This is a genomic window from Bordetella flabilis (assembly GCF_001676725.1).
GTDB classification, from domain to species: Bacteria; Pseudomonadota; Gammaproteobacteria; order Burkholderiales; family Burkholderiaceae_B; genus Bordetella_C; species Bordetella_C flabilis.
Genome location: NZ_CP016172.1, coordinates 5518407 through 5531935 on the forward strand (window position 1 = coordinate 5518407; position 13529 = coordinate 5531935).

14 protein-coding genes and 1 riboswitch are annotated in these 13529 nt (G+C 66.3%); of the genes, 4 read left to right on the top strand and 10 right to left on the bottom strand.

Annotation, left to right across the window (positions count from 1 at the left end; all coding sequences use genetic code 11):
- Positions 1–110: 110 nt before the first annotated feature.
- The 4 genes from BAU07_RS24570 (at position 111) to BAU07_RS24585 (ending at position 4361) form a co-directional block, all read left to right on the top strand.
- The gene (locus BAU07_RS24570) at positions 111–1541 is read left to right on the top strand and encodes a circularly permuted type 2 ATP-grasp protein (protein ID WP_066663692.1); all 1431 of its coding nucleotides are present in this window, start codon (positions 111–113) and stop codon (positions 1539–1541) included.
- Positions 1542–1543: 2 nt separating this feature from the next.
- The gene (locus BAU07_RS24575) at positions 1544–2527 is read left to right on the top strand and encodes an alpha-E domain-containing protein (protein WP_066663695.1); all 984 of its coding nucleotides are present in this window, start codon (positions 1544–1546) and stop codon (positions 2525–2527) included.
- 36 nt (positions 2528–2563) lie between these two features.
- Positions 2564–3358 carry a transglutaminase family protein gene (locus tag BAU07_RS24580; protein ID WP_066663698.1) on the top strand — a complete coding sequence of 265 codons (795 nt, stop codon included), beginning with the start codon at positions 2564–2566 and terminating at the stop codon, positions 3356–3358.
- 139 nt (positions 3359–3497) lie between these two features.
- On the top strand, positions 3498–4361 hold the full coding sequence (locus BAU07_RS24585; protein ID WP_066663701.1) for a proteasome-type protease: 864 nt from the start codon (positions 3498–3500) through the stop codon (positions 4359–4361).
- A 464-nt stretch (positions 4362–4825) separates the two neighbouring features.
- Here the strand turns inward: BAU07_RS24585 and BAU07_RS24590 are convergent, their stop codons facing one another.
- The 10 genes from BAU07_RS24590 to BAU07_RS24635 form a co-directional block, all read right to left on the bottom strand.
- Positions 4826–5620, bottom strand: coding sequence for a CDP-diacylglycerol diphosphatase (locus BAU07_RS24590; RefSeq protein ID WP_084025973.1), 795 nt, complete (start codon positions 5618–5620; stop codon positions 4826–4828).
- Between the two features lie 152 nt (positions 5621–5772).
- On the bottom strand, positions 5773–6615 hold the full coding sequence (gene metF, locus BAU07_RS24595) for a methylenetetrahydrofolate reductase [NAD(P)H] (RefSeq protein WP_066663704.1): 843 nt from the start codon (positions 6613–6615) through the stop codon (positions 5773–5775).
- On the bottom strand, positions 6612–6950 hold the full coding sequence (locus BAU07_RS24600) for a phage holin family protein (RefSeq protein WP_066663706.1): 339 nt from the start codon (positions 6948–6950) through the stop codon (positions 6612–6614). Before BAU07_RS24600 ends, metF begins: the two co-directional genes overlap by 4 nt.
- Before the next feature lie 95 nt (positions 6951–7045).
- The gene (gene ahcY, locus BAU07_RS24605) at positions 7046–8464 is read right to left on the bottom strand and encodes an adenosylhomocysteinase (RefSeq protein ID WP_066663709.1); all 1419 of its coding nucleotides are present in this window, start codon (positions 8462–8464) and stop codon (positions 7046–7048) included.
- A gap of 125 nt (positions 8465–8589) precedes the next feature.
- Positions 8590–8699, bottom strand: a riboswitch (S-adenosyl-L-homocysteine riboswitch).
- The gene (locus tag BAU07_RS24610) at positions 8692–9723 is read right to left on the bottom strand and encodes a glycosyltransferase family 4 protein (RefSeq protein ID WP_066663713.1); all 1032 of its coding nucleotides are present in this window, start codon (positions 9721–9723) and stop codon (positions 8692–8694) included. It overlaps the preceding riboswitch by 8 nt.
- Positions 9724–9798: 75 nt before the next feature.
- Entirely contained in the window at positions 9799–10032 is a 234-nt protein-coding gene (locus BAU07_RS24615; RefSeq protein ID WP_066663715.1) for a DUF1289 domain-containing protein, read from the bottom strand.
- Between the two features lie 40 nt (positions 10033–10072).
- Complete coding sequence (locus BAU07_RS24620; protein WP_066663718.1) at positions 10073–11746, bottom strand: ATP-binding response regulator; 1674 nt, start codon at positions 11744–11746, stop codon at positions 10073–10075.
- Positions 11743–12756, bottom strand: coding sequence for an ATP-binding protein (locus BAU07_RS24625; RefSeq protein ID WP_084025974.1), 1014 nt, complete (start codon positions 12754–12756; stop codon positions 11743–11745). Before BAU07_RS24625 ends, BAU07_RS24620 begins: the two co-directional genes overlap by 4 nt.
- Complete coding sequence (locus tag BAU07_RS24630) at positions 12741–13157, bottom strand: anti-sigma regulatory factor (RefSeq protein ID WP_066663725.1); 417 nt, start codon at positions 13155–13157, stop codon at positions 12741–12743. The genes BAU07_RS24625 and BAU07_RS24630 overlap by 16 nt, the downstream gene beginning before the upstream one ends.
- Positions 13154–13528 carry an STAS domain-containing protein gene (locus BAU07_RS24635; RefSeq protein WP_066663727.1) on the bottom strand — a complete coding sequence of 125 codons (375 nt, stop codon included), beginning with the start codon at positions 13526–13528 and terminating at the stop codon, positions 13154–13156. The genes BAU07_RS24630 and BAU07_RS24635 overlap by 4 nt, the downstream gene beginning before the upstream one ends.
- Position 13529 lies beyond the last annotated feature (1 nt).

Sequence of the window (13529 nt, forward strand, 5' to 3'; positions counted from 1 at the left end):
CGTCCAGCTGTTCCATACTTGGCATAGCTGTTGCTTCTTGATGAATTGCGGGCGCGACATAGGCCCGTGGGGCCCCGGCAAGCACCGGCCCCTACCGGAGGAGCACAAAGATGGACCAACCGTCCGGCCGCATCGCCGCCTACGACGAAATGCACGATAGCGCGGGGCGGGTGCGTCCGCATTACCAAGCGCTCCAGCAGTGGCTCGCCGAACAGACCGAAGAAGGCATGGCGGCGCGGCGGCTGGAGGCGGACCTGAATTTCCGCCGCGTGGGGATCACGTTTTCCGTGGTGGGCGACAAGGCCGGCACGGAACGGCTGATCCCCTTCGACCTGATTCCGCGCGTGATTCCGGCACAGGAATGGCGGCTGCTGGACGCTGGCCTGAAGCAGCGCGTGCGCGCGCTGAATATGTTCCTGCATGACATCTATCACGGGCATGACATCGTGCGGGCCGGGATAGTGCCGGCCGAACAGGTTTTCCTGAACTCGCAATACCGGCCGGAGATGCAGGACATCGACGTGGCGGAGAACATCTATTGCCATATCGCGGGCATCGACGTCGTGCGCGCCGGCGCCGGGGAGTTCTATGTGCTGGAGGACAATCTGCGCGTGCCCTCCGGCGTGTCCTACATGCTGGAAAACCGCAAGATGTCGATGCGCCTGCTGCCGGACGCTTTCAGTCGACTGAAAGTGGCGCCGGTGGCGCACTACCCTGACCTGCTGCTGGACAACCTGCGCGAAGTCGCGCCGCGCAGCATCGACGATCCAACGGTGGTGGTGTTGACGCCCGGCATGTACAACTCGGCCTATTTCGAGCATGCCTTCCTGGCGCAGCAGATGGGTGTCGAGCTGGTGGAAGGGCAGGATCTGTTCGTCGACCACAACACGGTATTCATGCGGACCACGCGCGGGCCGCGGCGCGTGGATGTGATCTATCGGCGCGTGGACGACGATTTCCTCGATCCGTTGTCGTTCCGCGGCGATTCGGCGCTGGGCGTGCCGGGACTGCTGTCGGTCTACCGCGCCGGCCGCATTACGCTGGCGAACGCCATCGGCACCGGCGTCGCGGACGACAAGTCGACGTACCTGTACGTGCCCGACATGATCCGCTTCTACCTGGGCGAGGAGCCCATTCTGCAGAACGTGCCGACCTGGCGCTGCGCGCGGCCGGACGAACTGTCGTATGTGCTGGCCAATATGCACGAACTGGTGGTGAAGGAAGTGCATGGCGCCGGCGGCTACGGCATGCTGGTGGGCCCGGCCTGCACGCGCGCGCAGGTGGACGCCTTCAAGGAACAGGTGCGGGCGCGTCCGGCTGCGTATATCGCACAACCGACGCTGGCCCTGTCCACCGTGCCCACTTATGTCGAGACGGGCGTGGCGCCGCGCCACGTCGACCTGCGGCCCTATGTCGTGTGCGGCAAGGATATGCGCACCGTCCCCGGCGGCCTGTGCCGCGTGGCGCTGACCGAAGGGTCGCTGGTCGTCAACAGCAGCCAGGGCGGCGGCACGAAGGACACCTGGGTGCTGGAGGAATGACCATGCTCAGTCGTACCGCGGACAACCTGTTCTGGATGTGCCGTCACGTAGAGCGGGCCGAGAACACCGCCCGCATGCTGGATGTGAACCTGCAGATGTCGCTGCTGCCCCAGGATGCCGCCACGCGCGAGCGTTCGTGGCGCGCCGTGATGCGCATATCGGAATTGCAACCCTTGTTCGACCGGCGCTATCCGGAAGGCGCCTCGCGCGATGTGCTGCGCTTCATGGTGCGCGATGCGGACAACCCGTCGTCCATCTACGCCTGCCTGCGCGCCGCGCGCGAGAACGCCCGCGCCGTTCGCGGCAGCCTGACGACCGAGGTCTGGGAAACGTACAACACCACCTGGCTGGAGCTGCTGCGCCACCTGCACCTGGAGCTGCCGGAACGCAATCCGAGCGAGTTTTTCGAATGGGTCAAGTTCCGCTCGCACGTCGCGCGCGGCGTCACGCTGGGCACCATGCTGGAAGACGAGGCGCTGCATTTCATGCGCCTGGGCATGCATCTGGAGCGCGCCGACAACACGGCGCGCATGCTGGACGTGAAATTCCATGAGTACGACGACCTGAACGAAGCCGAGCGTGGCGATGAAGCGGGCGACATATCGGGCGGCATATCGCCGCAAACCGAGTTCTACCGCTGGGCCGCCATCCTCGGTTCGGTGTCGGGCCTGGAGGTCTATCGCAAGGTTTACCGGGACGTCATCACGCCGGACCGCGTCGCCGAACTGCTGATCCTGCGTCCCGACATGCCGCGCTCGCTGCTCAGCTCGGTACGGGCCGTGTCGCAAAACCTCGAACACGTGTCCAACGGGCGCTCAGCCGAGACGGAGCGCCGCGCCGGCAGGCTGTGGGCGGAGCTGCGCTATGGCAACGTCGAGGACATCATGACCGGCGGACTGCACGGCTTCCTGGAACAGTTCCTGGACCGCATCAACGACCTGGGCAATCGCATCAGCCAGGACTTCCTCCTGCCGCTGTCCGCATAGGCCACGGGCGACACAAGGACGCGACGGAATATCCCCATGAAACACGTCATCAAGCATGTCACCCACTACCGGTACACGGCGCCGGTGAGCTACAGCATCCAGATGCTGCGCCTGACCCCACGCGTGGAAGACCACCAGCGCGCGTTGCGCTGGCACATCGAAGCACCCGGGGAGCTGGCCGGCCAGGTGGATGCCTACGGCAATGTCACGCACACGCTGACGCTGAACCGTCCGCACCACGAGATCGAACTGCGCGTCAGCGGGCAGGTGGAAGTGGACTATTCGCCCAATGGCATCATCGCCGGCGAGGAAAGCAGGCTGCCGGTGCACGCCTATTGCGTGCCGACGCCGCTCACGCTGCCCGACGAGGCCATCGCGGCCTTCTGCCGCCACGTCATGCCGCGCGGCTTGCACACGCCGGACGACGCGCTGGCCCTGGCGCAGGCGATCAGCGAGCGCGTGGCCTACGAGCCGGGCACCACCGACGTCACGACGGCCGCGGGCCAGGTACTGGCCCTGGGCCACGGGGTATGCCAGGACCACGCCCACCTGTTCCTGGCCTGCGTGCGCGGGATGGGCGTACCCGCCCGCTACGTCAGCGGCTACCTGTACACCACCGCCGATCATGCGGCCAGCCACGCCTGGGCCGACGTCTGGCTGCCGGACCTGGGGTGGTGCAGCGTCGATATCACCAACCGGCAGTTCGCCTCCGACTGCCATTGCCGGCTGGCGGTGGCGCGCGACTATGATTCGGCCGCGCCCGTGCGGGGGGTGCGCACCGGCGGCGGGGACGAGACCATGACGGTTACCGTGCAGGTGCAAGCGGCATAGCGCGGGCGGGCGGCATGGCCCCGGGCAGGCGGTATCCGGGCCCCGGCGCCGGAAACGAGGCGTTGCGCCGGCCCGACGCCACGCTGGTCTTTTCCGGCGCCTTTACTACAATGCGCGGATTGCCTTCGTTCGTCTATCCATGACTTACTGTGTCGCGGCCCGCCTGCATGCGGGACTGGTTTTCCTGGCCGATTCACGCACGAACGCGGGCGTGGACCAGATCGGCGTGTTCCGCAAACTGAGCGTGTTCGAACGCCCCGGCGAACGCGTCATGGTGCTGCTGACTTCCGGCAACCTGGCGATCAGCCAGTCAGTGGTGAACATGCTGTCCATGCACGACAGCACCGACCCGCGCTCGATCTGGAACGCGACCAATATGTTCGCGGCCACGCAGATGGTGGGCGACGCCATCCGGCAAGTGCATCGGCGCGACGCCGAAGCGCTGCACGAGCAAGGTGTGGAATTCAACGTCACGCTGATCTTCGGCGGCCAGATCGGCCGCGAGCGCTGCCGGCTGTTCCAGGTTTATTCCGCGGGCAACTTCATCGAGGCGCACGAGGAGTGCCCGTATTTCCAGATCGGCGAAGCGAAGTACGGCAAGCCCATACTGGACCGGGTGCTGGACCCCGCGACGTCGCTGGACGAAGCCGCCAAATGCGCGCTGATCTCCATGGATTCGACCTTGCGGTCGAATATCTCCGTGGGCCTGCCGCTGGACTTGCTGGTGTACGAGGCGAATTCCCTGCGCGTCACCCGTTTCGCCAACATCGACGAAAACAACGCCTATTTCCGCATGATCCGCACCAGCTGGGGCGAACGCCTGCGCCAGGTGTTCGCGGAAATCGACGACCCGGTGTGGACCAATCCCTGCTCGCCCGACACCCTGGTGCCGCCCGGTCGCCTGCACCAGCCCGTGCGCGTGCTGCCCGGCAGCGCGGAGCCCACGGATATCGCACCCGTACAGGCCCTGGCGGAAGGGCCGGAGCCGCCGCAGCAGGCGTAGCGAGGGGCGGCGCCCGGCGGGGAGCTTGCGTGGGCGGCTCGGGATTCGATCGCCGCACGACGACACCCGCCGCAAACCGAGACGCGTATGGAAATGCGCCGACCACAGGGGGCGGCGCATTTCCGGGCATGGGAAGATCTTCCATCTGCGCACACCGCCCAGCGTAGCGGCAAGAACCCCGACGATGGCGGCGGCCGTGGAAGAAACATGCCGCAGTCCGGCGGGGTGGTCGCCTGCCGGGGCCGGCACGTAGAGACCGAACGAGCTGGCGCGAAGGGACGCGTGCCGCACGGGTTTGCACCAGAACACCAGTGCGCAGCGGCCGCGGGACGAGCGTGCGAAGTGGTGTCCGGCGCCTGCGCGCCGGACCGGTCGACCGTGCCGGACACGGCAGGCGACCACCCCGCCGGACGGAACAAGAACATCAACCCACGCCAGCAATCCCAGCAGTCAGAGACAAACCCCTAGCGGTCCGCGACCGCCCCGAGACCCGCCACCGCGCATTCATGATCGAGCAGCGATTCCGCCGACCCCAGATCGCCGAGCCCGGCCTGGTTCGACAGCAAAATGAACCCCGCCCGCCCATCGTCCAGCTGCGTGCCTGTCACCAGCAGCGTCTGCGCCCCCATCGATGCATCGCGCGCCGCCACATCGGCTTGCAGCAACCGGAATGGATCGTTGTGAGCCATGGTCTCGTCGTCGACCAGTCGCGCACGGTAGCGATGCCTGCCCAGCCGCTCAGGCAGCTCGGCCCATGAAGGACCCAGCGCCGCGCGCTGGGTCCGCAGCGCCGCCACCACATCCGGCCGCATGCAATCGATATGGATATGCAGCTGGTCCTGTGTACGCCCATAGCGCGAATTGACGACCAGGCCGATATCCTCCCGCCCCAGCGCCACCCCCAGCGTGGCGTCGACGAAAGTCCGTGACGCCCATGCTTCCTGCCAGTAGTTCGGACCGTCGCCCTCCCACAGCACCGGGCTCTCGATGCCGGTGATGCGCGCGGTCGGAATCAGCAGGTACTGCGCAATCCCCACGCGATCCTTCAACAGGACATACCCGTCTTGCAGGTCCACCCGCGCGCACAGCCCGTCGCCCAGCCCGGCTTGCGCCGCCGGCACGCAGCTCTCGCTCACGATGCGCCACAGCGCGTCGCTGTTCGACCTCAGTATCAACCACGCCGTACCCGCGCCCATGGCGACAAGCGCGATCAATGCGAGCACGGCGCTCGCGGCGCGTATCCTGGTTCGTTTTTTCATCTGCTACCGGAAGAAGTTCGAGACGCTGGCGCCCCACGCGCCAGCCCCCGTACAGGTTTCCCGCAGGGGCAAGTCTCATAACAACCGGGCGGCGCGGCGCATTCCGCGCCGCGCCGGAGTTTTACAAAACCGGCATGCCGCCGCCCGCGTGGCTATGCGACCAGGTTCTTCCAGATCGCCATCGGCGCCTCGGCGCTGTTTAGCGTGTAGAAGTGCAGGCCCGGTGCGCCCTGGTCCAGCAGCTTGCGGCACAGGGTCGTCACGACATCGATGCCGAACGCGCGGATGGACGCCTTGTCGTCGCCCAGTTCGGCCAGCCGCAGGCGGATCCAGCGCGGAATCTCGGCGCCGCACATCTGCGAAAACCGCGCCAGTTGCGTGTGATTGGTGATAGGCATGATGCCGGGCACAATGGGCACCGACACCCCCTTCGCGCGCACGCGGTCGACGAAGTCGAAATAGGCGTCGGGGTTGAAGAAATACTGCGTGATCGCGCTGTCGGCGCCCGCCCGCACTTTCTCGATGAAGTGGTCCAGGTCGGCCGAGGGGTTTTCCGCCTGCGGATGCATTTCCGGGTAGGCCGCGACTTCGATATGGAAGCAGTCGCCGGTCTCCTGCCGGATGAACGACACCAGGTCGCGGGCGTACTTCAGTTCGCCCGCGTCGCCGCCCATGCCCGAAGGCAGGTCGCCGCGCAGCGCGACCAGTTGCCGCACGCCTTCTTCGCGATAGCTGGCGAGGATTCCGCGCAGGTCTTCCCGCGTGGCGCCCACGCAGGACAAATGCGGTGCGGCGTCCACACCCAGGTTGCGCAGCATGCGCACCGTGCCGGCCGTGCCCTCGCGGGTCGAGCCACCGGCGCCGAAGGTCACGCTGACATAACGCGGGTGCATCGCCAGCATCTGCTTGGCCGCACGCAGCAGGCGCTCCTGCGCGGCGATATCGCGCGGGGGAAAAAACTCCAGGCTGTATGCCGGCGTATTGGATTCGGTCATGACACGAGCAGGGTGGACAGCAGGCCGGAGATAATGCTGAACAGGATGGCGCCGATCACCGCCCACCAGAACCCGTTGACCTGGAAGCCTTTCAGGATGGAGCCGGTGAACCAGAACAACAGGGCGTTGAGGATAAGCAGGAACAGGCCCAGCGTGACGATGGTGATCGGCAGCGTCAACAGCACGAGCACCGGCTTGACCAGCATGTTCAACAGGCCCAGCACCAGGGCGGCGATCAAGGCCGACCCGAAACTCGCCACGGTGATGCCGGGCAACAGGTACGCCACCACGAGCAAGGCCACCGCATTCAGAATCCAGACGAGTATCAAGGTCATGTTGCAGCTCCCGGGCTGTCAGGGTTGTGAAAAACGCATCCCCACGCCGGGGCCGGCGCGGGGATTGCCATGGCTTCTATTGTGCGTCAGGCCTATCAATAACGGTAGTGATTGCTCTTGTACGGTCCGTCCACCGACACGCCGATGTAGGCCGCCTGGTCCGCGCGCAGCGAGGTCAGGTTGGCGCCCAGCTTCTTCAGGTGCAGGCGGGCGACTTTCTCGTCCAGTTGCTTGGGCAACACGTAGACCTGGCCCTTCTCGTAGGCCTCGTTGCGCGTGAACAGCTCGATCTGCGCGATGGTCTGGTTGGTGAACGATGACGACATCACGAAGGACGGGTGGCCGGTGGCGCAGCCCAGGTTCACCAGGCGGCCCTTGGCCAGCAGGATGATGCGCTTGCCGTCCGGGAAGATCACGTGATCGACCTGGGGCTTGATCTCTTCCCACTGGCAGTTTTCCAGCGACGCGACATCGATTTCGTTATCGAAGTGGCCGATGTTGCAGACGATGGCCTGGTCCTTCATGCGATCCATGTGGTCGCGCGTGATGACGTTGTAGTTGCCCGTGGCGGTGACGAAGATGTCGGCCTTGTCCGCCGCTTCCTCCATGGTCACGACCTTGTAGCCTTCCATCGCGGCCTGCAAGGCGCAGATCGGGTCGATCTCGGTAACCCAAACCTGGGCGCGCAGGGCCTGCAGGGCCTGCGCGCATCCCTTGCCCACGTCGCCATAGCCGGCGACGACCGCGATCTTGCCCGCGACCATCACGTCCGTGGCGCGCTTGATGCCGTCGACCAGCGATTCGCGGCAGCCGTACAGGTTGTCGAACTTGGACTTGGTGACCGAGTCATTGACGTTGATGGCGGCAAAGGCCAGCTCGCCACGCTGCGACATCTGGTACAGGCGGTGCACGCCGGTGGTGGTTTCTTCCGTCACGCCCTGGATCTGCGGCAGGCGGGTCGAATACCACTTGGGGTCGCGCGCCAGCGTGGCCTTGATGGCGGCGAACAGCACGCGTTCTTCCTCGCTGCCCGGCTTGGACAGCACGGACGGGTCGGTCTCGGCCTTGGCGCCCAGGTGCAGCAGCAGCGTGGCATCGCCGCCGTCGTCGAGGATCATGTTGGCGTGCTGGCCATTGGGCCATTCGAAGATCTTGTGGGTGTAGTCCCAGTACTCGGCCAGCGTTTCGCCCTTGACGGCGAAGACCGGCGTGCCGCTGGCGGCGATGGCGGCCGCGGCGTGGTCCTGCGTCGAGAAGATGTTGCACGAGGCCCAGCGCACGTCGGCGCCCAGGGCCTTGAGCGTCTCGATCAGGACGGCCGTCTGGATGGTCATGTGCAGGCTGCCCGCGATGCGCGCGCCCTTGAGCGGCTGCGCGGCGGCAAATTCTTCGCGCGTGGCCATCAGGCCGGGCATTTCGGTTTCCGCGATGGCGATCTCGCGGCGTCCCCAGCCGGCCAGGCCGATATCGGCGACGACGTAGTCGGTGACGGATTTATCGGAAACGGTGTTCATGTTGGCTCCACGTATAGACGGACGGCGCCACACCGCGGTCCGAAACGTGCGCAACATTCTGGCCAAGCTGTGTCGACCGGAATTCCACCAATTGATTGGCGCGCTCGCCTCTACCGCGTATGCGACAAAGGTGAGCGCCGTTGCATGCCGCCGCGCCTTGCGCGGCAGCCGAACCAGAGGCCTGAGCCTGGCGGGCGGCGCTATCGCGCGACCCGTCGCAACGCTCCTCAGGCGTGGGCGATATTGTACCGGGTCGCCGCCGTCAGCGGAACCAGCGCACTCAACAGATCGCTGGCGATCGCGTCCCAGGTGCGCGTCAGGGCGTGCTGCCGCACGACGTCGCGGTCCAGCGTCAACGCCTCCAGGCAGGCCTGGCCCAGATCGTCGCGCAGGAAGCCGGTAGCCCCGTCTTCGATGACGGCCATCGGCGCGTCCGTGCGAAACGCCGCCACCGGGGTGCCGCAGGCCATGGCTTCCAGCATGACCAGCCCGAAGGTATCCGTAAGGCTGGGGAACACGAAGGCATCCGCCGACGCGTAGTACTTCGGCAGTGCGTAATCCGACTGCATGCCGGTGTACAAGGCGTTGGGGAACTTGCGGCGCAGGCGCTGCTCATCCGGACCGCTCCCCACCACCACCTTGCTGCCCGGCAGATCCAGCGACAGGAAGGCATCCAGGTTCTTTTCGCGCGCCACGCGGCCCACGCTCAGGAAGATCGGGCGCGGCAGGTCCCCGAATGCGTCGCGCGGGCCAGGGGCGAAACGGGTGGCATCGACGCCGCGCGACCACACCTGGAGGTTCTTCAGGCCATGGCGCGCCACCGTATCGCGCACCGTCGGCGTCGGCACCAGCACACGCTGCGAGGGCCGGTGAAACCACTGCATATAGCGCCAGGGCAGATACGCCGGAATGCCCATCCGGGCCTGCAGGTAGTCGGGGAACATGGTGTGGAAGGACGTGGTGAAACGCCAGCCGCGCCGCAGCGCCATACGGCGCGCGGCCAGGCCCAAGGGCCCTTCCGTGGCGATATGCAGCGCATCCGGAACCACATCGCCCAGCAGGCGCCGCAGTTGCCGGGCGGGCTGGATGCACAAGCGCAGATCCGGCTCCGAGGGCGCCGGCACGGTGCGGCTGCCTTCCGGGCTGATTACGATCAATTCGTGGCCCCAACCGGATAGGATCTGGCGCATGGTGGTCCAGGTACGGACGACGCCATTGACTTGCGGATGCCAGGCATCCGTAACAAGCGCGATGAGCATGGGCTTTTCCGAACAGGTCAGGAAAGCCCATATTTGGCCCTTGCCATATGACAGGGTCGCGACAGCGGGACGCGGTCAGCCTTTGCGGCGCGGATAGCCCTGGGCGCGGATCCGGTGCCAGACAACCTGCTTTTCCGCGTCGCTCATGAACACCCAGTTCGACACTTCGGCGGCGGTGCGGCCGCACCCGCGGCACACTTCGTCGAACAGCGTGGAGCACACCGCCACGCACGGCGAATCGGTGGCGGTGAAGACGCGGTCGGTCTCCGTATCGGGCGGTGGGGGAAGGTCGCGGGCTGCATCTGACATTCGGACAGGATAGCACCGCTGATCGCGGCCGCCCGCCCAGCTAGGGCGCGATGTCGCCCAGCAACGATTCCAGGCGCGCCAGGTCCACGGGCTTGGTCAGGTAGTGGTCGAAGCCGGCCTGGACACCCCGCTCCACCATGGTGCTGGCGGTATAGCCCGACAGGGCGATCAGCATGCTGTTCGCGGTCGCGGCGTTGCTGCGCAGGGTTACCGCCACCTCGAAGCCATCGACATCGGGCAGGCCGATGTCGATGATGACCGCGTGCGGCTGGAAGGCCGTCGCGGTCGCGATGCCCTCTTCGCCCGTGAGGGCCGTGGCCACCGTATGGCCGCCGTCCGCCAGCAGCTGACTGAGCCCGTGAACGGCGTCGACGTTATCGTCGATCAGCAGCACGCGCAGGGCGCCCTGGCGGGGCTCATAGACGCTCGTCGGCGTGGACGCCGGCACGACGTCCCGCGGCAGCCGCGGAACCATCACGGTGAACGTGCTGCCTTGCCCAAGGCCCTCGCTGGCGGCGGTAACGGTGCCGCCATGCGCGGTAACCAGCCGCTGAACCAGGGTCAGGCCTATACCCAGGCCGGCGTCATTGCGCCCGAGGCCGGTATCGGCCTGCGCGAACAGGTCGAACACCCTCGGCAGCATATCGGCGGATATGCCGATGCCATTGTCATGCACCGCCACCTGGACGAAGTCATCGTCGCTGCGCGTGACGATACGCAGCATGCCGCGCTCCGGCGTATAGCGGACGGCATTGTGCAGCAGATTGCTCAGGATCTGGCGGAAGCGCACGCGATCGGCCTTGATCCACACATCGTCCGCCGGTCGCTGGTAATCGACGCGATGGGCCTTGGCGGATATGGCGCCCTGGGTCATTTCCAGCGCCTGGTCTATCAGGTCGGCGAGCAGGATGGGTTCCCGGTTCAGCTCGATCTTGCCGCGCGTGACGCGCGACATATCGAGCAGATCGTTCACCAGGCGGGCCAGTTGCTCGGTCTGCCGCGAAAGCAGGCCTGTCAGGCGCTGCACATCCGTCGCGCCGGCGTCGCGCTTGCGTTTCATCAGCTCCAGCGCGGTCCCGATGGCCGACAGCGGGTTGCGCAGTTCGTGCGCGAGCATGGCCAGGAACTCGTCCTTGCGCTCATCGGCGCGTTCGAGCTCGGCCTGGCGCAGTTGAAGTTGTTCCAGCGTCAGGAGCATTTCCCGATTCTGCTGCTCCAGTTCCTCCACCGGCGTCTGCAGCTTGCGCTGCGCCAGCTTTTCGACCCTCAGCGCGAGTTCCTCGGCGTCGATCAGCGGCACCGAAGGCCCCAGCCGCATCTCCAGGGTGACGCTTGTTCCCTCCTCTGGCGAGGACGCGATCCGGAAGCCGTCGACCAGCCGCCGTGCGCCCGAAATGCCCAGCATGGCCTTGCCGTCGATGCGGTGGGTGCCGGCCAGTATGGCCGGCAGGTGCGCGATGCCGGGCCCCTTGTCGGCGATGGTCACGATGATGGCCTGGGGCTCATCCGGGCGGGCAGAAAGGAAAGCAAAGTCGATACGGCCGCCCCCGGCGTAGTCGACCGCATTGCGCGCGAGTTCGGACACTGCGGTGATCAAACGTGTGCGCTGCAGGTCATCCAGGCCGAATACATCGCCCACCTGGCGCGTCCGATCGCGGACGGCCACCAGCCCCTGGTCGCTCGCGATGCGCGTCGAAAGAATGCGATGGATCACGGTGCCAGGCCTTTTATGACGACGACAGAGGCATCATCCATGCCGCGTGCGTAATCCCGGTGCAACACGGCGGCGACGAGGGAGGGATGCCGCGCCCGCAAGGCGACCTGCTCCCCCAGGTTCCAGCGTGTGGACAGGCCATCGCTGGCCAGCACCAGCATGGATGACGGCGTCCAGGAATAGGACTGCTCACGGATGGCGCGCACACTATAGCCCAGGGTGCCGTCCATGGACGACAGTCGGCGTTGCTCATGTTCCTGAATCAGCACCGCGGAGATATTGCCGACACCGGCGAAATCCATGGTGCCCAGGGCTGGACGGATGGCGGCGACCGCCATGACGGCGCCGCGCGTGGCCTTGAGCGCCTTGTGGGCGTCGCGCAGGACATCATAGGGCGAGCCACCGCCATCAACGGCATGGAAAACACGGACCGCCTCGGCCGCCGCCGTGGCCGCTTGCGGCCCGTGGCCGAGGCCGTCCACCGACGCGACCCAGAACGTGCCGTCGGCCCAGCGGCACGACCAGGCGTCACCGCACGCCTCCTGACCGGACTTGGGCGTGGTTACGCCCCCCACCGCCAGCGGCGGCTTGCGGCGCACCGGTTCCGCGGGGCGCCGCTCATCGTCCAGGCGCGCCATGATGGCGGTGCCCGCTCCTGCAGCCGTGTAGATTTCGAATTGGGAAGAAAGCCGCGCGATCGCGCCCAGGCCGTAGCCCAGGGTGCCACCGGTGGAAAAACCGTCGTCCAGGCTTTCCTCGATGCGGGCGATGCCCGGCCCCTGGTCCAGTACCAGGATCTCCAGGCCATGCGCCAGCGGTTCGGCATAGGGACGTACCAGCACATAGCCGCCACGACCGTATTTCACCAGGTTGGTGGCGGCTTCGGTCACGACCAGCGCGGCCTTGCCCTGCAGCGTTTCCGACAGATCGCTGGCTTGCGCCACCCTGACGGCATGCCGGCGGGCCTCCGCGACCTGGCTCGATTCGGTGACGCTTACCGGCGTTTCCATTGGGTCATGCACACCTTGGTGCCCCTACCGACTTCAGACTGCACATCGAATTCGCTGACCAGGCGCTTGGCCCCGCCCAGCCCCAGGCCCAGGCTCTTGGCGGTGGAGAAGCCGTCGGTCAGGGCCTGGCCCAGATCGCCGATACCCGGGCCCTCATCCTCGAACAGCAGGCGCAGGCCGGGCCGTCCGTTGTCGTCCGCGACTTCACTTATCGTCATCCGGCCGCCTTTTCCATGGACCAGCGTGTTGCGCCCGATTTCGCTGGCGGCCGTAACCAGCTTGGTGCGTTCCAGCGTGCCGAAACCGAGCGCGGTCGCCCAGTCCTGCACCGTCCGGCGCGCCAGGCTGAGCTGCTCCTGCGTGCGAAGTTCGAATGCGGCTTGACGGATCTCGACCGTCACGAGCTTTCCGGGTCGGAGCCGTCGGCCCGGCGCAGCAACTCCATGCCCTTGTCGACGTTCAGCGCGGTCCGGATGCCCGTCAAGGACATGCCGAGTTCGATCAGCGTAATGGCCACCGCAGGCCGCATGCCCACGATCACCGTATTCGCGTCCATGACACGCGCCATGGAGGCGATGTGCGCCAAGGTGCGGCCGATGAAGGAGTCCACAATCTCAAGCGCGGAAATGTCGATGAGCACGCCACGGGCGTGCGTGCGCGACAAGGTCTGGGTCAGGTCGTCCTGCAGGGTGATCGCCAACTGGTCATGCAGCTCGACCTGTATGGTCACCAGCAGGTAGTTCTGCAGCTTCAGTATCGGGATACGTTCCATG